This window comes from Micromonospora sp. NPDC051141, from assembly GCF_044455765.1.
Classification (GTDB): Bacteria; Actinomycetota; Actinomycetes; order Mycobacteriales; family Micromonosporaceae; genus Micromonospora.
The window spans coordinates 612393-630362 of record NZ_JBITFD010000001.1 but is presented as its reverse complement, the minus strand read 5'-3'; the positions used below and the strand labels follow the sequence as shown (position 1 = coordinate 630362).

The window sequence follows — 17970 nt, the reverse complement described above, 5'->3', positions numbered from 1 at the left end:
AGCGCGAGGAGTGAGCCGGGGTCGCGAGCCCCGCAGTCGCGAACGACCAGCGGCCCGGTGAGCGCGAGGAGTGAGCCGGGGTCGCGAGCCCCGCAGTCGCGAACGACCAGCGGCCCGGTGAGCGCGAGGAGTGAGCCGGGGTCGCGAGCCCCGCAGCCGCGAACGGAGATGGTCCGATGAGTGCGTCCCCGATCAGTGGTTATGACGCGCAGCAGGTGTCCGGGTCGGTGCAGGTGCGGTTGACCTCGGACCGGGTGCGGCGGTGGGAGTTCGAGTCGGCGGCGTTCACCAGGCGTGGCTATGAGCAGGCCGATGTGGACCGGTTCCGGGTGCAGGTGGCCGACGAGTTGGATCTGCTGGCGGCCCAGGTGGCGAATCTGCGGGCGGAGAACGAGCGGCTCAACGACCATCTGGAGTTGCACCGGCACGGGGTGATTCCGAGTGCCGACACGCCGGTGCGGCCGGCGGCGAAGGAGGTGAATCTGCTGTCGGCGGCGCAGCGGGAGGCGGAGCAGATCATCGCGCAGGCTCACGACTATGCCCGTCGGGTCGCCGAGTACGCCCGGACGCAGTATGAGAGTTATCTGCGGGCGGCGGCGGAGGAGGCGAAGCAGGAGGCCGAGCGGGCGGTGGTGGAGTACCGCCGGGCTGCCGGTGGCGACGTGGACGATGCGGTGGCGACGCGGGAGGCGTTGCGGATCTTCGGCGAGATGATGATGTCGCACATGCGGGCGGCGGCCCGGCATCTCGACGACGGTAGTGAGCAGTTGGCGCGGACGATGGAGCGTCTCACCCGGGAGTCGCCGCAGCCGGCGTTGCCGCGTCACCAGCGGTGAGCGCCGGTCCGGCCCGCCGTGCGGGTGGGCCGGACCGGCGGGGCCGGGCGGTGGTGGGTCAGCGGGTGAGCGCGTCGACGGCCTCGGCGAGGGGGGTGTCGCCGGCGACGAGTTCGACGGTGTGCCCGGCGGCGCCGGGGGTCTCCAGCAGCGCCAGGAGGACGCGGGCGACGTCGGCGCGGCTGATCGCGCCGGGTGGGACGTGCCGGGCGAGGGTGATCCGGCCGCCGGGTTCGTCGTCGGTGAGCCGGCCGGGCCGTAGCACGGTGACGTCGAGGTCGCGGCCGGTGACGTCGTCCTCGGCGGCTTTCTTGGCCCGCAGGTAGGCCGCCCAGACGTCGTCGGTGCCGGCGGCGGGCGGGTCGTCGACGCCCATCGAGGAGACGAGCAGGTAGCGGCGGACGCCGGCGCGGACGGCGGCGTCGGCGAGCAGCACGGCGGCGCCGCGGTCGACGGTGTCCTTGCGGTCGGCGCCGCTGCCGGGGCCGGCGCCGGCGGCGAACACCACCGCGTCCGCGTCGGCGAGGTGCCGGGCGAGCGTGTCGGCGTCGGTGTGTTCCAGGTCGCACACGACGGGTTCGGCGCCGGCGGCGCGCATCGCGGCGGCGTGGTCGGGGTTGCGGATCAGCCCGACCGGGGTGTCGCCGCGGCCGGCGAGGTCCCGTTCGAGCAGCTTGGCGATCTTTCCGTGGCCTCCGGCGATGACGACGCGCATGTGCTCAACGTAGCCCGCCGCTGGTCGCCGCGCCCGGCGACCAGCGGCGTTGATCATGAGGTGCTGGGTGGGTGGCGCGCCCGGATCGTGCCGCCGACCCATGATCGGTGCCGGCGGGGTGGGCGGGTGGGGGTGCGCGAGGCAGCATGGTGGGGTGAGTGATGCGTTCGAGGGGTTGGCGCGGCTGCTGGCCGGCGGGGGTGTGGTGGTGCTCAGCGGCGCCGGCCTGTCCACCGAGTCGGGCATTCCGGACTACCGGGGGCCCAGCGGCGCGGCGCGGCGGCACACCCCGATGACTTTCCAGGCGTTCACGCGGGACCCGCTGGCGCGGCGACGGTACTGGGCGCGCAGCCACCTCGGGTGGCGGACGATCGCGCGGGCGGCGCCCAACGACGGGCACCGGGCGGTGGCCCGGTTGCAGCGCGCGGGGCTGCTCGACGGCATCATCACGCAGAACGTCGACGGGTTGCACACCGCCGCCGGCGCGACCGGTGTGATCGAGTTGCACGGCCGGCTCGACGAGGTGACGTGCCTGGACTGCGGCAACCTGACCGGCCGGGACGAGCTGCACCGGCGGTTGACCGAGGCGAACCCGGGGTTCGACGCGCGGGTGGCGCGGGTGAACCCCGACGGTGACGTGGACCTGCCGGACGAGGCGGTGGCCGGGTTCCGGGTCGTCGACTGCGGGGTGTGCGGCGGGGGGATGCTGAAACCGGATGTGGTGTTCTTCGGCGAGACGGTGCCGGCGCCGCGGGTGGCGGACTGTTTCGCGCTGGTGGAGGGGGCCCGGGCGGTGCTGGTGCTGGGGTCGTCGTTGACGGTGATGTCGGGGCGGCGGTTCGTGTTGCGGGCGGCGAAGCGCGGCATTGCGGTGGCGATCGTCAACCAGGGCGTCACCCGCGGCGACGGGTACGCGACGGTGCGGTTGGACGCGCCGCTGGGCGCCACGTTGACCGCGTTGGCCGCCGGGTTCGCCGAGCCGGCGCCGGTGTGATCACACCCTGGGACATGAGCCGGAAACACGGCCGCTGGTAGCGTGGGGGGTGCCGGTACCACCCACGTGGGAGAGACCGTCGACCCGACGGCGCCGAAGGGGCAGATTCTCCCCGGAACCTCTCAGGCAAAAGGACCACGTGGGCAGGCGCTGTGGAGCGCGTGAGCGTGACTCAGGGGGAGGCCGACCCGTCGACCTCGCCCCTACAAGGAGCGCCGCGCATGACCGTTGAGCAGTTCGCCGACCGGCACATCGGCCCTGGCCCGGACGACGAGCGCCGCATGTTGGAGGCCGTCGGCTACGGCTCCGTGGACGAGCTGATGGACGCCGCGATTCCCGAGGTGATCCGCTGGCACGGGACGTTGGATCTGCCGGCGCCGGCCTCGGAGCGGGAGGCCCTGGCCGAGTTGCGGGCGCTCGCGGCCCGGAACACGGTGGCCGTGTCGATGATCGGCCTGGGTTACCACGGCACGCACACCCCGGCGGTGATCCGCCGCAACGTGTTGGAGAATCCGGCCTGGTACACCGCGTACACGCCGTATCAGCCGGAGATCAGCCAGGGGCGGCTGGAGGCGTTGCTGAACTTCCAGACCATGGTGACCGATCTGACCGGGTTGGCCACGGCGAACGCGTCGATGCTCGACGAGGGCACCGCCGCGGCGGAGGCGATGACGCTCGCGCGCCGCGCGTCGAAGAGCAAGAGCCCGGTGTACGTGGTGGACGCCGACGCGTTGCCGCAGACCGTCGCGGTGATCGCCAGTCGCGCCGAGCCGCTCGGTATCGAGGTGCGGGTCGTCGACGTCGACGTCGAGGAGTTGCCGGCGGAGTTCTTCGGCCTGCACCTGCAGTATCCGGGCGCGTCGGGGGCGGTCCGGGACCATGCTCCGCTGGTGGAGGCGGCGCACGCGGCGGGCGCGTTGGTGACCGTCGCGGCGGACCTGTTGGCGTTGATGTTGCTGCGCCCGCCCGGGGAGATCGGCGCGGACATCGCTGCCGGCACCACGCAGCGGTTCGGGGTGCCGATGGGGTTCGGTGGGCCGCACGCCGGGTACCTGGCGGTGCGCGCCGGTCTGGAGCGGATGTTGCCGGGTCGTCTCGTCGGGGTGTCGCGCGACGCCGACGGCAATGCCGCCTACCGGTTGGCGTTGCAGACCCGTGAGCAGCACATTCGGCGGGAGAAGGCGACGAGCAACATCTGCACCGCGCAGGTGTTGCTGGCGGTGATGGCCGGCATGTACGCGGTTTATCACGGCCCGGACGGGTTGCGGGCGATCGCTCGGCGTACTCACGGGGCGGCGGCGCGGTTGGCGGCCGGGTTGCGTGCCGGCGGTGTCGATGTCGCGGACGTGGCGTTCTTCGACACGGTCACCGCGACGGTGCCGGGTCGGGCGGCGCGGGTGGTGGCCGAGGCGGCGGCGCGTAACGTGAACCTGCGGCTGGTGGACGGCGACCGGGTCGGGGTGTCCTGCGACGAGACGACCACCGACGCGCATCTGCGGGCGGTCTGGGCGGCGTTCGGCGTCGACGGCGTCGACGGTGACGGGGAGGTGGCGCTGCCGGACGGGTTGGCGCGCACCGGTGACGTGCTGACCCATCCGGTGTTCCGTAGCCACCACTCGGAGACGGCGATGCTGCGGTATCTGCGGCGGCTGGCCGATTTCGACTACGCCCTGGACCGGGGCATGATCCCGTTGGGGTCGTGCACGATGAAGCTCAACGCCACCACCGAGATGGAGCCGGTGACCTGGCCGGAGTTCGCGCATCTGCACCCGTTCGCGCCGGACGCGCAGACCGCCGGTTACCGGGAGTTGATCGCCCAGTTGGAGGGGTGGCTGGCGGAGGTGACCGGCTACGACGCGGTCAGCGTGCAGCCCAACGCCGGGTCGCAGGGGGAGCTGGCCGGCCTGTTGGCGATCCGCGCGTACCACCGGGGCCGGGGTGAGGGGCATCGGGACGTGTGTCTGATCCCGTCGTCGGCGCACGGCACGAACGCCGCGTCGGCGGTGATGGCCGGTATGCGGGTGGTCGTGGTGGGCTGCGACGCCGACGGCAACGTCGACCTGGTCGACCTCGACGCGAAGATCGACAAGCATCGGGACGCGCTCGCGGCGATCATGGTGACGTACCCGTCGACGCACGGCGTGTACGAGACGGGCATCGCGCAGTTGTGCGCGAAGGTTCACGACGCCGGCGGTCAGGTGTACGTCGACGGGGCGAACCTCAACGCGCTTGTCGGGTTCGCCAAGCCGGGGCGCTTCGGCGCGGACGTGTCGCACCTGAACCTGCACAAGACGTTCTGCATTCCGCACGGCGGCGGTGGGCCGGGGGTGGGTCCGGTGGCGGTGCGGGCGCACCTGGCGCCGTTCTTGCCGGGTGACCCGGTCGGCGCGTCCGTCGACGGCCGGCCGGCGATCTCCGCGGCCCGGTACGGGTCGGCGGGGATCCTGCCGATCCCGTGGGCGTATCTGCGGATGATGGGCGCCGGCGGGCTGGCGCGGGCCACGGCGGTGGCGGTGCTCGCGGCGAACTATGTGGCGGTGCGGCTGCGGGAGCACTTCCCGGTGCTGTACGCCGGCAACAAGGGCCTGGTGGCGCACGAGTGCATCCTGGATCTGCGGCCGGTGACGAAGGCGACCGGGGTGAGCGTCGACGACGTGGCGAAGCGGCTGATCGACTACGGGTTCCACGCGCCGACGATGTCGTTCCCGGTGGCGGGGACGTTGATGGTGGAGCCGACCGAGAGTGAGGACCTGGCCGAGTTGGACCGGTTCTGCGACGCGATGATCGCTATCCGGGCCGAGATCGACCAGGTGGGGTCCGGGCGGTGGCCGGCGGGCGACAATCCGCTGTCGAACGCGCCGCACACCGCGGCGATGGTGTCCGGTGACGAGTGGTCGCACCCGTACCCGCGGTCGGTGGGCGCCTATCCGGGGGCGGTGGACCGGGCGGGGAAGTACTGGCCGCCGGTGCGGCGTGTGGACGGCGCGTACGGGGACCGGAATCTGGTCTGTTCGTGTCCGGCGCCGGAGGCGTTCGAGGACTGAGTCGGGCACGCCGGGGCGGTGGTGGATCGCCGCCCCGGCCGGCGCGTCGACGGGGAATGTCGGCGCGTACGCTCACTGACGCTGCGTGATTGCTCAGGCGACGAGGGCGTGGCGGGCCGGTCCCCGGTGCGGGGCGATGGTCCGCCCGTCGGGGAGCAGCTCACCGGTGTCCTCGAAGATGATGACGCCGTTGCAGAGCAGGCTCCAGCCCTGCTCAGGAAAGCAGGCGAGGACGCGGGCGGCCTCGCGGTCGGTCGCGTCGGCGGAGGGGCAGGTGGGCTGGTGCTGACACATCGGGTTCTCCGGACTGTGGGGGCACTGTGTCATGGTTCACATGACCAGTGACGCACAGTACCAAGCTCAACCGTGCAACACCGAGCAAGGTCGCGGCTTGTTCACCCAGAATCGGCTGAACGGATGAGGCGGAACGGTCCGGACGGCGTGGAAGCGCTCCCACACGTGTCGGTCGCGGTGCCCGGCGCGCCACCCGCCTGCCGGTCCCGGCTGGTCGAGACCGCCCGGTTGCAGTGGCGCCTCGGCGACGGCGGCGACCCCACCGACCTGGCGCAACGCTTCCTCACCGCGCACGGCGTCGACGTCGACGACCTGGCGCGGCCCGGCCGGCACACCGCCGACGGGCCGTGCGGGGCGGCGCTGTTCCTGTCCGCCGCCGCCGGCGCTTACGCCGTCGGCGCGCCGACCGGCGCGCCCACGCCCGTGCCGGCGCTGCCCGACCTGGTCGTGGTCGTCTACCACCACGGCGAGCGCCCGCACCCGTCGCCGTCGCCGGCCGGCTGGCGGCTGGGGCACTGGCGCGACAGTTGGACGCCGGACGCGCACGCCACCGCCGTCGAGTCGGTGCGCGCCGCCATCGCCCGCGGCGACGTCTACCAGGTCAACCTCGTCGGGCACGCCGCCGCCGACTACACCGGCGACCCGCGCCCGGCGCTGCGCCGCCTCGCCGCGCTGCCCGGCGCCCGCTACGGCGGCGCCCTCACCGGCCCCGGCTGGGCGCTGGGCTGCGCCTCCCCGGAGACGCTCGTCGCGACCGAACACGGCCGGCTGGTCACCCGGCCGATCAAGGGCACCCGCGCGGCCACCGCCGCCGGCCGCCGCGACCTGCTCGCCTCCGCCAAGGAACGCGCCGAACACATCATGATCGTCGACCTGGAACGCAACGACCTGGCCCGGGTGGCCCGCACCGGCTCCGTCCGGGTCGACGAACTGTTCGCCGTACGCCGTTGGTGCGACCTGTGGCAGGCCGAGTCGACGGTCTCCGCGGCGCCCGCCGACGGCCTGGGCCTGGCCGACCTGCTGCGCGCGGTCTGCCCCGGCGGGTCGGTCACCGGCGCGCCGAAGCACGCCGCGCTCGCCGAGGTGGCCGCACGCGAGCCGGTCGGACGCGGCGCCGGCATGGGCGCGTTGGGCTGGGTCGGGCCGGACCGGCTGGACCTGGGCCTGACCATCCGCACCGCCGCCGCCGACGCCCACCGGCTGCACCTGTGGGCCGGCGGCGGCATCACCTGGGACAGCGACCCCGCCGCCGAGGTCGCCGAGGCCGCCGCGAAGGCCGCCCCGGTACGCGCGCTGCTGGCCGCCGGCTGACCCGACCGACCGCGGGCCTCAGGCGGCGGCGAACGCGTCCAGGGCGGCCACCACCCGCTCACCGACGCCGTGGCCCCCGCCGTGCCCGCCGGACTCGACGATCTCCACCCGGGCGTCCGGCCAGTCCCGGGTCAACCGCCACGCGATGTCCGGCGGGCCGCTGACGTCGAGGCGGCCCTGCACGAGCACCCCGGGGATGCCGGCGAGCCGGCCGGCGTCGCGCAGCAACTGACCGTCCGGCACGAACCCCAGGTTCGCGAAGTGGTGGGTGACCAGCCGGGCGAACCCGTAGCGGAACACCGGGTCGGCGTAGCGCAGGCTGGGCGCGTACCCGCCGGCGAGGGAGACGTGCACGTCCTCCCAGTCGCACCAGTCGCGCGCCGCCCGCTCCCGCACCGCCGGGTCGGGGTCGTTGACCAGCCGGGCGTACGCGGCGGCCAGGTCACCGTCGCGGTCGGCCTCGGGCACCCCGGCGCGGAACCGCGCCCACTCCTGCGGCCACAACCGGCCCATGTCCCGGGTCACCCACTCGATCTCGCGGCGGGTGTTGGCCACCACGCTGAACAGCACCAGCGCGCTGACCCGCCCCGGGTGCGCCTGCGCGTACGCCAACGACAACGCCGAGCCCCACGACGCGCCGCACAGCAGCCACCGGTCCACGCCCAGGTGGACGCGCAGCGCCTCCATGTCGGCCACCAGGTGACCGGTGGTGTTCACCGACAGGTCGGTCGCCGGGTCGGCGGCCGACGGGGTGCTGCGCCCGCAGCCGCGCTGGTCGAACAGCACGACCCGGTAGGCGGCCGGGTCGAACAGCTCCCGCCACGACGCGCCGGCGCCCGAGCCGGGACCGCCGTGCACCACCAGCGCCGGCCGGCCCGCCGGGTTGCCGCAGGTCTCCCAGTAGACGCGCTGGCCGTCGCCGACGTCCAGGTGCCCCGACGCGTACGGCTCGATCGGTGGATACATGCCCCAGGTCCTCCCGCACCAGAAACAACAGCGCTGTTACATTAACGGACGTGACCGCCCCCCACCGCGACGCCCTCGGCACCCTGCTACGCCACGTCCTGGAACTGCTCGACGGCGACGTCGCCGCCGTCCACCACCGACTCGGCCTCACCGACTACCGGCCCCGCTACTCACCCCTGCTCCGCGCCCTGGTCACCGACGGACCACTACCCATCCGCGACCTCGCCGCCCGCGTCGGCGTCACCCACTCCGCCGCCAGCCAGACCGTCGCCGGCATGCGCCGCGCCGGCCTGGTCACCCTCACCCCCGGCGCCGACGCCCGCCACCGCATCGTCACCCTCACCGACCGCGCCCGCACACTGCTGCCCGCCGTCGAAGCCGAATGGGCCGCCACCACCGCCGCCATGCGCCACCTCGACACCGAACTGCCCGTACCCCTCGCCGACGAGCTGTACGCCGTGCTCACCGCCCTGCGCCACCGCCCACTACGCGACCGCATCGCCGACACCGGCCTGCTCCCACCGGCGGGTGGGCCCCCCACACCGGTAAGCAACGGATAGCCTTCCGGGCATGACTATGCGCCCGATCCGGATCATCGGCGACCCCGTCCTGCGCACACCCAGCGAACCGGTCACCACCTTCGACGCCGAACTCCGCGCCCTCGTCGCAGACCTGATGGACACCCTGCTCGGCGCCCCCGGCCGCGCCGGCGTCGCCGCCCCCCAGATCGGCGTCAACACCCAGGTCTTCGTCTACGACGCCGACGGCCACCGCGGCCACCTCGTCAACCCCACCCTGGAACTGTCCGAGGAACTCCAGGACGACGACGAGGGCTGCCTGTCCATCCCCGGCCTCTACTTCCCGACCCCCCGCGCGCTGCACGCCACCGCCCACGGCTACGACCAGCACGGCGAACCCCTCACCATCACCGGCAGCGGCTTCCTCGCCCGCGCCCTGCAACACGAAACCGACCACCTGCGCGGTCGCCTCTACGTCGACACCCTGCGCGGCGACACCCGCCGCCGCGCGCTGCGGGAGATCCGCGCCGGCCGCTTCGACTCACCCAGCCGAGACCGCTGACACCCCGCACACCCGTCAGCCGGGCAACCGGGTCAACGCGCACTCGGTGAACCCGGCCACCCGGGTGAAACCCAACCGCTCGTACAACCGCACCGCCGCCACGTTGTCCACCCGCACGTTCAACGTCACATGATCCACCGACGCCCGCAGCCGCGCACACAACGCCGCCACCACACCCGCCCCCAGCCCACGCCCCCGCACATCCGGATGCGTCGTCACGTTCCCCACCGCCGCCACCCCCCACCGCGGCGAGAACACGTGCACCCCCGCCACCGCCACCAACCGACCACCCGCACGCACCCCCACGTACTGACCGGTGTCCACCATCCGCGCGTCGAACCAGTTCCCCGGATACGCCACCGCGTACAACTCCCGCAACAACGGCAGATCCGCCCGCCCCAACGGCTCACCCACCGCCGGCGCCGCCGCCAACCGCCCCGGATCCGTCAACGCCATCCGCACATGCGCCGCCGCGTCCGACACCGCGTACCACCGCGCCACCGTCGCCTCCAGACCGGGGGACAGGTGCGCCCACAACCGCGCCGGCAACACCGGCGCCGCCGCCGCCACCAACCCCGACAACGCCGCCACCCGATCCGGCGCCGCGAACGCCAACAACGTCGGCAACTCCACCCCGTGGTACAGCAACACCACCTCGTCACCCGAGCGGAACCACGACGTGTACGGCCAGAAAAAATCGTCCAGATCACCCAACTGGTAGGCGTGCAAAACCGGATCCCGACCCAACAACCCCGCCAACACCGCCCGGTCGTGCTCCGCCCGCACCACCATCACCGCACCGCCACCCACTGGTCGTAACCCAACCGCGCCACCAACGCCAACACCACCACCAACAACACCACCCGCACGAACCCCGCACCCCGCCGCAACGCCATCCGCGCGCCCACCACCGCCCCGGCCACATTGCACACCGCCATCGCCGCCCCCAACAACCACCACACGTGCCCCGTCACCCCGAACACCACAAGCGCCCCCAGATTCGTACCCGCGTTCACCACCTTCGCCATCGCCGACGCGTGCACGAAATCCGCACCCACCAACGCCGTGAACACCAACACCAGGAACGTGCCCGTACCCGGACCGATCAACCCGTCGTACAACGCCACCCCCAACCCCGCCACCGCCACCGCCACCACCACCCGCCGCCGGGTCCGCCGCGACGGCGACGCCACCACCCCCAACCGCGGCCGGGTCAGCACGAACACCGCCACCAACACCAACACCACCAACACCACCGGCCGGTACGCCCCCGCCGGCACCGCCCCCGCCAACGCCGCACCCAACCCCGACATCACCACCGCCAACCCCGCCGCCGGACCCGCCACCGCCCAGTCCAGCCTCGTCCGCCGCGCATACGTCACCGCCGCCGTCGACGTCCCGAAGATCGCCGCCAACTTGTTCGTCCCCAACGCCGTCGCCACCGGCACCCCCGGCGCCGCCAACAACAACGCCGGCAACAACAGCAACCCGCCACCACCCACCACCGCGTCCACCCACCCGGCCAACGCGGCAGCGGCCAGCAACGTCACCAACGACCCGGCATCCACGGCCGCATTCTGCCCACCCCACCACCACCCGCGAGCACCCCTGTGGCCAGCCTCACCGCCCCCGACGACGCCGCACCCACAACCCGACCGACGCCACCGCCACGAACACCAGCACCGAACAACACAACAGCTTCACCATCCGACCAGCCTGCCACCACCACGTAGGGTGTGCAGGTGCGCCTGGCCACCTTCAACCTGCTGCACGGCCGCTCCCTCACCGACGGCCTCGTCGACCCCGACCGACTCGCCGCCGCCGTCACCGCCCTCGACGCCGACGTGCTCGCCCTCCAGGAAGTCGACCGCGACCAGACCCGCAGCGGCAAACTCGACCTCACCGCCCACGCCGCCCGCGCCCTGCACGCCGACCACCACCGCTTCGCCGCCGCCGTCGTCGGCACCCCCGGCGAACACTTCCGCCCCCTCACCCACGACGACGACGGCCACGGCGAACCCCTCTACGGCGTCGGCCTCATCAGCCGCCACCCCGTCCGCTCCTGGCAGATCACCCGCCTACCCGCCGCACCCGTCCGCTCACCCATCTACATCCCCGGCCCCCGCGGCGGACTCGTCCTGCTCCGCGACGAACCCCGCGTCGTCCTCGCCGCCCTCCTCGACACCCCCCACGGCCCACTCACCGTCGCCGCCACCCACCTGTCCTTCGTCCCCGGCTGGAACATGTGGCAACTACGCCGCGTCGTGCGCGCCCTGCGCGCGCTGCCCGCCCCGCGCATCCTGCTCGGCGACCTCAACCTTCCCGCCGGCCCCGCCGCCGCGCTGTCACGCTGGCGCCCCCTGGGCCGACTCCCCACCTACCCGGCCGGACAACCCCGCGTCCAACTCGACCACATCCTCGCCGACCCCCACCACCTCGACCGGCTCCCGCCCGTCACCGCCGTCGACACCCCACCCTCCACCATCTCCGACCACCGCCCTCTCATCGTCGACCTCGGCTGACCCTCACCCCACGCCGGTCTGCCGCCGGGCCGCGCGCACCGCGTTGCGGAACAACATCGCCACCGTCGTCGGACCCACCCCACCCACCCGCGGCGTGATCGCACCCGCCACCCGCGCACACGACTCGTCCACATCCGGCAACAACCGCCGCCCCTCGTACCGCACCCCACCACCGACCACCACCGCACCCGGACGCACATGCTCCGGCCGCACGATCCCCGGCACCCCCGCCGCCGCCACCAGAATCTCCGCCCGCCGCGTGTACCGAGGCCAGTCCGCCACCCCCGTGTGCACCACCGTCACCGCCGCGTTCGCCGTCGGCCGCTTCTGCGCCAACAACATCGCCAACGGCCGACCCAACGTCGCACCCCGACCCAGCACCACCACCTCCCGGCCCGACACCGGCACCCGGTGGAACGCCAACAACGCCTCGATCCCCGCCGGCGTACACGGCAACGGCCCCGGCAACCCCAACGCCAACCGACCCATGTTCACCGGGTGCATACCGTCGACGTCCTTGTCCGGATCCACCACGGCGAGGGCCCGGTCGTAGTCCAGACCCCCCGGAACCGGATGCTGCACCAACACCCCGTGCACCGCCGAATCGGCGTTGAAATCCGCCAACACCGCATGCAGATCCGCCTGCGACGCCGACGCCGGCAGACGCACGTGCGGCGACGCGAACCCCAACGCCGCCGCCTGCCGCTGCTTGATCCGGATGTAACCCGCGCTCGCGTCGTCGTCACCCACCAGCACCGTCGCCAACGCCGGCGTCACCCCCACCGCACGCAGCTCCGCCACCGACGCGGCCACCTCGCCCAACACCCGCTCCGCCACCGGCCCACCCGGCAACAACCGCGCCGACGAACCCGCAACCACCGAAGAAGAAGACATGCGACACCTCGCCCGCGGAGGCCCAGGCGGTCGACCCCCACGACGAGCTCCCCGATGGTTCACCCATCCCCGTGCCGCCAGTCGCGTCCCCCTCACCCTGCCACAGCGCGCGCCACGATCGCATCCACCACCGACTGCCACCCCGGCAACGACGCCAACACCGCATCCGCCCGCCGCCGCCGATCCGCCGCCGACACCACCCGAAGATCCGCCAACACCGCCACCAACCCCGACCGCAACGCCCGCTCCCGCTCCGGCGCCACCGCACCCAACACCACCAGACACCGCGCCCACGTCACCACCACCCAGAACATCGCCTCCCGGTGCCGCCCCGCCGCCACCAACGCCAACCCACCGTCGAACACCACCGGCCGCCCCGCCACCGCCAGATCCGCCCCGAACGCGAACCCCTCCCGCGGCAGCCCCGCCACCTCGTCGAACACCACCGCCAACCCGGCCAGATGCTCCCGCACCCGCGCCGCGCCCACCCCGCCCCCATCCACCGCCGCCAACAACTCCGGATACCACGCGCCGAACCCGAACCGCGTCAACACCTCCGACGCCCGCACGAACCGCCGCCGCACCGTCGGATCCACCAACCCCGCCACCGCCGGCCACACCGCCACCAGCGACGTCGGGAACACCCACGCCAACACCTGCTCCGCGAACGGCGCCCCGGCGTCCAACCCCCGCAACCCGTCCTCGATCCGCCGCCGCACCCCCGCGCACCGCCGCCGCACCCACACCGGATCCGCGTACCCCACCGCCACCCGCCGCCGCACCGCCGCCAACCGCCCCGACGGATCCGCGATCACCGCATCGGTACGGAACATCGGCGCGAACACCCACGACCCCAGCACGTCCTCCGGCTCACCCACCTGCGCCCAGGTGACCGAACTGACCTCCAACAACACCCCCCGATGGACGAACTTGCCCACCTTCACGCCGGGGGAGTCCCGCACCAGCAGCACGTCCACGTCCGACCACACCGGCAACTCCGCGTCACCCGGCAACCCCACCGTCGAGCCACTGAACAGCGCCCCCTCGACCGACGGATCCGCCCGCATCCGCTCCCGCACCCAGTCGACCGCCACCGCCCGCGCCGCATCCACCCGCATCCGACCAATCCTGCCACCGCCACACCCGCCCCGGCCGGGTCAAGCGGCGGAGAGACGGAAGACCGGCCAACCGATCTCCGTACGCCACCGCGCCGACACCTCGGTGTCGCGCGGCCCCACCAGGTACGTCTCCCGGACCGGCCCGTCGACGGCCAGCGCGTGCCCGACCACCCACGCGCCCAGGCGCCCATAAGTCACGTCGATGTCATCGTGCGGCCCACGATGCACGGCAACCGCGAACTCGGCCGCCGGCAACTCGACGACCTCGATCCGCCCCGACGGACGCGGACGACGAACCGGCCGATACACCACCACCTCGCCGACGCCCCCGGTGAACAACTCGTTGGCGTACTCGCCGCCCGGCGGCCCGACCCGCTCACCCACCGGATACGCCGCGTCCAACTCCGCCATCGCCCCGTCGTACCAGGCCCCGGCCCTCGCCAACTCGACGCGTCCCCGCACCGCGGCGACGCCGCACCCGGACACCGACCGCACCTCGACCGCCAGATCACGATCCTCCGGCCCCAGCAGTCGGCGCAGCGCCGCAACCGCCCCACGGGTACGCTCCAACGCCTCCTCCAACCGCCGCAGGTGCGCCGCGACCAAGGCGGAACGCCGATCGGGGTCGTCCGTCGCCAGGATCGCCTTCACCTCGGCCAACGGCACGTCCAACTCCCGCAGCCGGTGGATCACCTGCGCCGCCGGGATCTGCTCGGTCCCGTAGTAGCGATAACCGGTGAACGGATCCACCGTCTGCGGCTCCAGCAGCCCCGCCTCGTGGTAACGCCGCAACGTCCGCACACTCAGGTGGGTGACCGTCGCGAACTCCCCGATCGTCATGCCCCTGCGCATGCCACCCACTCTGCACCCTCCCCGCAGGGGAGACTCCATCGCTTGCCCCTCTCCCGACGGGAAGCCCAATAATGACCGCATGACCGAAATCAACTGGAGTCAGGCGAAAGCCATCGAGCCGGGAGAACTACCCGAAACAATCACCCGGTACCTCACCGCGCACCAGACACGGGACATCGACACGGCCATCGCGCTGTGCGCGCCCCACGCCACGGTGACCGACGAGGGCCGCACCCACCACGGACCCGAACAGATCCGGGCCTGGCTGTCCCGATCGACCGGCGAATACACCTACACCACCGAACTCACCGCCGCCGCCAAACTCGACGACCAGCACTACGACGCCATGCACCACCTGGCCGGCAACTTCCCCGGCGGCACCGCCGACCTGCACTTCCGCTTCACCCTCCGCGACGGACTGATCGCCCGACTGGTGATCGAGCCGTGACCACCCCCACCCCGACGGCGAGAACCTGGTTCATCACCGGCGGCACCCCCGGCGGATTCGGGATGGCCTACGCCGAAGCCGCCCTCGAAACCGGCGACCGGGTGGTCCTGACCGCCCGCCGCACCGAAGCGCTCCACGACTGGGCACACACCCACCGGGACCGGGTCCTCGTCCTGCCGCTGGACGTGACCGACCCCGAGCAGGTACGCGCCGCGGTGGCGGCGGCCGAGGAACGCTTCGGCGGAATCGACGTGCTGGTCAACAACGCCGGCCGCGGCCGGTACGGATCCGTGGAGGGCATGGCCGACTCCGCCGTACGGGACCTGTTCGAGCTGAACTTCTTCGCCGTCCTGACCGTCACCCGTGCCGTACTGCCGGGCATGCGCGCCCGCCGCTCCGGCTGGATCGTCACCATGTCCTCGGCGGCCGGACTGCGCGCCGTGGCCGGATTCGGCTACTACAGCGCCGCCAAGCACGCGATCGAAGGAATCACCGACACGCTGCGCGACGAGGTGGCCGGACTCGGCATCCGCGTACTGACCGTCGAACCCGGAGCCTTCCGCACCCACGCCTACGCCGGATTCGCCGACCAACCGATCCACGAGAGCATCGGCGACTACCGGCCGATGCTCGAACAGGTCCGCGCCGCCATGATCGACCAGCACGGCACGCAACCCGGCGACCCGCGGCGCGGCGCCCACGCCGTCATCGAGGCGATGCGCCAGGACCCGCCACCGCGCCGACTGGTCCTCGGCAGCGCCGCGTTCGACGGCGTCACCGCTACCCTCGAACACACCCTGGCCGACATCCGCGCCAACGAAACCCTCACCCGCGGCGCCGACTTCCCGCCCGAGCCACGCTAGAGACCCGACAACCCGGACAACGCCCGGTTCGTACGATTGGCCGCCACCGCCGCCCGCTGCTGACCCGCCGTCACCTCGATGTACGTCTGCGACGACGCCAACGACGCGTGCCCCAGCAACCGCATGATCTCCGCCGCGCTCGCCCCGTCCTCGGCCAACCGCGTCGCGAACGTGTGCCGCAATGCGTGCAACCGCGCCCCACGCGGCACCCGGTCACCGATGCCCGCCCGCCGGAAACACGACTCCACCAGATACTGCAGGCCACCCCGACGCAACGGCTCACCCTGCCGGTCCACCAGCAGCGACCCGTCCGGACGCACACTGCGCGCCCCGAACCGCCGCCGCCGGCTGTCCAGGTAACCACCCACCACCCGGTCCACGCCCACCTCGATCGGCACCGTACGCGGCCGACCGCCCTTGCCGGCCACGTCCACCCGCCGCTCGCCCTCGCGACCGGCGACCGACGACACCCGTAGCGCCAGCAGCTCCGACAGACGCAGGCCGGCGCACAGCGCCAACGCCAGCACCGCCACGTCCCGCTCCGGCCACGGGTCACGCTGCCGGCCCTCGGCCCGCGCCACCGCCGCCAGCAGCTCCTCCGGGGTGTCCTCGCCCCGTAACGGCTTGGGCCGGGGGAGCGGCGTGCGGGGTCGCCCGACCGCGGGCATCGGGTTCCCGGCCACCACCCCGTCGGCCACCAGGAACGTGAAGAAACTGTTCCAGGTGGACCAGGCGCGGTGGACCGACGCGGCGGCGCGGGGAGCGGCGAACCGGGCGAACGCCGCGCGCATCAGCCGGGGGGACAGGCGCCCGACCGGCAGCCGGCCCAGGGGGAGGGGAGTGCCGTCACCGTCCGCCACCTCCAGCGCGGCGACGCCGGTGAGGTCCCGCCGGTACGCCGCCAGCGTGTGGGGTGAGGGCTTGCGGGTGGCCCGGGCGGTCAGGAACTCCTCGATCAACACCCCAACCGTTTCGTCCGCTTTGTCATGCATAAGGGATATTATGCACGATTCTCGCGTTCCCGCCAGGCCGCCACTACGGGGGAGCGCACCGACGAAAAGCGATTGCCGCGCACCGCAGACTGGACCGCATGGTGGAGATCGACGCCGCGCTCGTCCGCGCCCTGGTCGCCGCGCAGTTCCCGCAGTGGGCGCACCTGCCGGTCACCGCCGTCGCGCGGCAGGGGTGGGACAACCGGACGTTCCGCCTCGGCGAGCACCTGCTGGCCCGACTGCCGAGCGCCGAGGGCTACGTGCCCGGCGTCGACAAGGAGGACCGCTGGCTGCCCGTCCTGGCCCACCATCTGCCGCTACCCGTACCCGAACCGGTCGCCACCGGGGCGCCCGGCGCCGGATACCCGTACCCCTGGTCGGTGCGGCGGTGGCTGCCCGGCGACACGCTGGCGGCCGCCGACGGCCTCGACCGCGTCGCCGTGGCCCGGGACCTCGGCGGCCTGCTGGCCGCGCTGCGGGAGGCGCCGACGGCGGGCGGACCGGTCGCCGGCCGGCACTCGGCGTTCCGGGGCTGCCATCCGAGCGTCTACGGCGACGAGGTGGAGCGGGCCCTGGCGGGCGCTGGGCGGCGGGGTGGACGTGGTCGCCGCGCGGGCGGTGTGGGCGGACGCGGTGACATCCGCTTGGCCGGCGGCGCCGGTGTGGTTCCACGGTGACGTCTCGGCCGGGAATGTGCTGGTCGCCCGCGGCCGGCTGGCCGCGCTGATCGACTTCGGGCAGTGCGGGGTGGGTGATCCGGCCTGCGATCTGGTGCCGGCCTGGACGTGGTGCGTCGGCGCCGAGCGCGCGGCGTTCCGGGATGCGGTCGGGTTGCCGGTGGACGCGTGGCGGCGGGCCCGGGGCTGGGCGTTGTGGAAGGCGCTCGTCACGATGGCGTCGGGGCCGGTCGCGGAGCCGTCGCGGGTGTTGGCGGCGGTGTTGGCGGACCCGGTGGCGGAGTGACGGGGGACCCCGACTCCGCCTTACTTGACATAATGTAGATTATCGAACTGGTTGGTCGGGGCGGCGGTGCCGGTGCCG

General features: G+C 73.2%; 20 protein-coding genes and 1 riboswitch. Of the genes, 11 read left to right on the top strand and 9 right to left on the bottom strand.

Annotated elements, in window-relative coordinates:
• Nucleotides 1–176 precede the first annotated feature (176 nt).
• The gene (locus tag ACIA6B_RS02355; RefSeq protein WP_396770139.1) at nt 177–836 is read left to right on the top strand and encodes a DivIVA domain-containing protein; all 660 of its coding nucleotides are present in this window, start codon (nt 177–179) and stop codon (nt 834–836) included.
• 58 nt (nt 837–894) lie between these two features.
• Here the strand turns inward: ACIA6B_RS02355 and ACIA6B_RS02350 are convergent, their stop codons facing one another.
• Complete coding sequence (locus ACIA6B_RS02350) at nt 895–1551, bottom strand: NAD(P)H-binding protein (protein ID WP_396770137.1); 657 nt, start codon at nt 1549–1551, stop codon at nt 895–897.
• Nucleotides 1552–1651: 100 nt separating this feature from the next.
• Between ACIA6B_RS02350 and ACIA6B_RS02345 the strand changes: the two genes are divergently transcribed.
• Nucleotides 1652–2545 (top strand): NAD-dependent protein deacetylase, encoded by an 894-nt coding sequence (locus ACIA6B_RS02345; protein WP_396770135.1) that lies wholly within the window; start codon nt 1652–1654, stop codon nt 2543–2545.
• Between the two features lie 57 nt (nt 2546–2602).
• Nucleotides 2603–2693: riboswitch (glycine riboswitch) on the top strand.
• Between the two features lie 73 nt (nt 2694–2766).
• Nucleotides 2767–5589, top strand: a complete 2823-nt coding sequence (gcvP, locus tag ACIA6B_RS02340; RefSeq protein ID WP_396770133.1) for an aminomethyl-transferring glycine dehydrogenase — start codon at nt 2767–2769, stop codon at nt 5587–5589.
• A gap of 93 nt (nt 5590–5682) precedes the next feature.
• Here gcvP and ACIA6B_RS02335 read toward each other — a convergent pair whose 3' ends face one another.
• Complete coding sequence (locus tag ACIA6B_RS02335) at nt 5683–5883, bottom strand: DUF5999 family protein (protein ID WP_107157847.1); 201 nt, start codon at nt 5881–5883, stop codon at nt 5683–5685.
• Between the two features lie 123 nt (nt 5884–6006).
• Here ACIA6B_RS02335 and ACIA6B_RS02330 point away from each other — a divergent pair, with 123 nt between their 5' ends.
• Nucleotides 6007–7194 carry a chorismate-binding protein gene (locus ACIA6B_RS02330; RefSeq protein ID WP_396770130.1) on the top strand — a complete coding sequence of 396 codons (1188 nt, stop codon included), beginning with the start codon at nt 6007–6009 and terminating at the stop codon, nt 7192–7194.
• 18 nt (nt 7195–7212) lie between these two features.
• Here the strand turns inward: ACIA6B_RS02330 and pip are convergent, their stop codons facing one another.
• Entirely contained in the window at nt 7213–8160 is a 948-nt protein-coding gene (gene pip / locus ACIA6B_RS02325; protein ID WP_396770128.1) for a prolyl aminopeptidase, read from the bottom strand.
• Between the two features lie 50 nt (nt 8161–8210).
• Here pip and ACIA6B_RS02320 point away from each other — a divergent pair, with 50 nt between their 5' ends.
• Nucleotides 8211–8720: a MarR family winged helix-turn-helix transcriptional regulator gene (locus tag ACIA6B_RS02320; RefSeq protein ID WP_396770126.1), complete on the top strand. Its 510-nt coding sequence runs from the start codon at nt 8211–8213 to the stop codon at nt 8718–8720.
• 10 nt (nt 8721–8730) lie between these two features.
• On the top strand, nt 8731–9240 hold the full coding sequence (gene def / locus ACIA6B_RS02315; RefSeq protein ID WP_396770124.1) for a peptide deformylase: 510 nt from the start codon (nt 8731–8733) through the stop codon (nt 9238–9240).
• A gap of 15 nt (nt 9241–9255) precedes the next feature.
• Here the strand turns inward: def and ACIA6B_RS02310 are convergent, their stop codons facing one another.
• Nucleotides 9256–10032: a GNAT family N-acetyltransferase gene (locus ACIA6B_RS02310; RefSeq protein WP_396770122.1), complete on the bottom strand. Its 777-nt coding sequence runs from the start codon at nt 10030–10032 to the stop codon at nt 9256–9258.
• Nucleotides 10032–10808, bottom strand: a complete 777-nt coding sequence (locus tag ACIA6B_RS02305) for a sulfite exporter TauE/SafE family protein (RefSeq protein WP_396770120.1) — start codon at nt 10806–10808, stop codon at nt 10032–10034. The genes ACIA6B_RS02310 and ACIA6B_RS02305 overlap by 1 nt, the downstream gene beginning before the upstream one ends.
• 174 nt (nt 10809–10982) lie before the next feature.
• Between ACIA6B_RS02305 and ACIA6B_RS02300 the strand changes: the two genes are divergently transcribed.
• Nucleotides 10983–11762, top strand: coding sequence for an endonuclease/exonuclease/phosphatase family protein (locus ACIA6B_RS02300; RefSeq protein ID WP_396770118.1), 780 nt, complete (start codon nt 10983–10985; stop codon nt 11760–11762).
• Between the two features lie 3 nt (nt 11763–11765).
• On the opposite strand, the gene ACIA6B_RS02295 is transcribed toward ACIA6B_RS02300, so the two are convergent.
• The 3 genes from ACIA6B_RS02295 to ACIA6B_RS02285 all read right to left on the bottom strand — a co-directional run bounded on the left by ACIA6B_RS02295 (nt 11766) and on the right by ACIA6B_RS02285 (nt 14626).
• Nucleotides 11766–12656, bottom strand: coding sequence for a bifunctional 5,10-methylenetetrahydrofolate dehydrogenase/5,10-methenyltetrahydrofolate cyclohydrolase (locus ACIA6B_RS02295; RefSeq protein ID WP_396770116.1), 891 nt, complete (start codon nt 12654–12656; stop codon nt 11766–11768).
• Nucleotides 12657–12748: 92 nt separating this feature from the next.
• Nucleotides 12749–13774 carry a hypothetical protein gene (locus ACIA6B_RS02290; protein WP_396770114.1) on the bottom strand — a complete coding sequence of 342 codons (1026 nt, stop codon included), beginning with the start codon at nt 13772–13774 and terminating at the stop codon, nt 12749–12751.
• Between the two features lie 39 nt (nt 13775–13813).
• Entirely contained in the window at nt 13814–14626 is an 813-nt protein-coding gene (locus ACIA6B_RS02285; RefSeq protein WP_396770112.1) for a MerR family transcriptional regulator, read from the bottom strand.
• Nucleotides 14627–14705: 79 nt separating this feature from the next.
• Here ACIA6B_RS02285 and ACIA6B_RS02280 point away from each other — a divergent pair, with 79 nt between their 5' ends.
• Together ACIA6B_RS02280 and ACIA6B_RS02275 are read left to right on the top strand one after the other, a co-directional pair.
• Nucleotides 14706–15074 carry a nuclear transport factor 2 family protein gene (locus ACIA6B_RS02280; protein ID WP_396770110.1) on the top strand — a complete coding sequence of 123 codons (369 nt, stop codon included), beginning with the start codon at nt 14706–14708 and terminating at the stop codon, nt 15072–15074.
• On the top strand, nt 15071–15937 hold the full coding sequence (locus ACIA6B_RS02275; protein ID WP_396770108.1) for an SDR family NAD(P)-dependent oxidoreductase: 867 nt from the start codon (nt 15071–15073) through the stop codon (nt 15935–15937). Before ACIA6B_RS02280 ends, ACIA6B_RS02275 begins: the two co-directional genes overlap by 4 nt.
• Here ACIA6B_RS02275 and ACIA6B_RS02270 read toward each other — a convergent pair.
• On the bottom strand, nt 15934–16929 hold the full coding sequence (locus ACIA6B_RS02270; protein WP_396770106.1) for a tyrosine-type recombinase/integrase: 996 nt from the start codon (nt 16927–16929) through the stop codon (nt 15934–15936). The two genes, ACIA6B_RS02275 and ACIA6B_RS02270, sit on opposite strands and share 4 nt — an antisense overlap.
• Before the next feature lie 98 nt (nt 16930–17027).
• On the opposite strand from ACIA6B_RS02270, the gene ACIA6B_RS02265 reads away from it, so the two are divergent.
• Both ACIA6B_RS02265 and ACIA6B_RS02260 read left to right on the top strand, forming a co-directional pair.
• A complete protein-coding gene (locus tag ACIA6B_RS02265; protein ID WP_396770104.1) occupies nt 17028–17606 on the top strand; it encodes a phosphotransferase in 579 nt (192 codons plus the stop codon).
• Nucleotides 17524–17892 (top strand): phosphotransferase, encoded by a 369-nt coding sequence (locus ACIA6B_RS02260; RefSeq protein ID WP_396770102.1) that lies wholly within the window; start codon nt 17524–17526, stop codon nt 17890–17892. Before ACIA6B_RS02265 ends, ACIA6B_RS02260 begins: the two co-directional genes overlap by 83 nt.
• Nucleotides 17893–17970 lie beyond the last annotated feature (78 nt).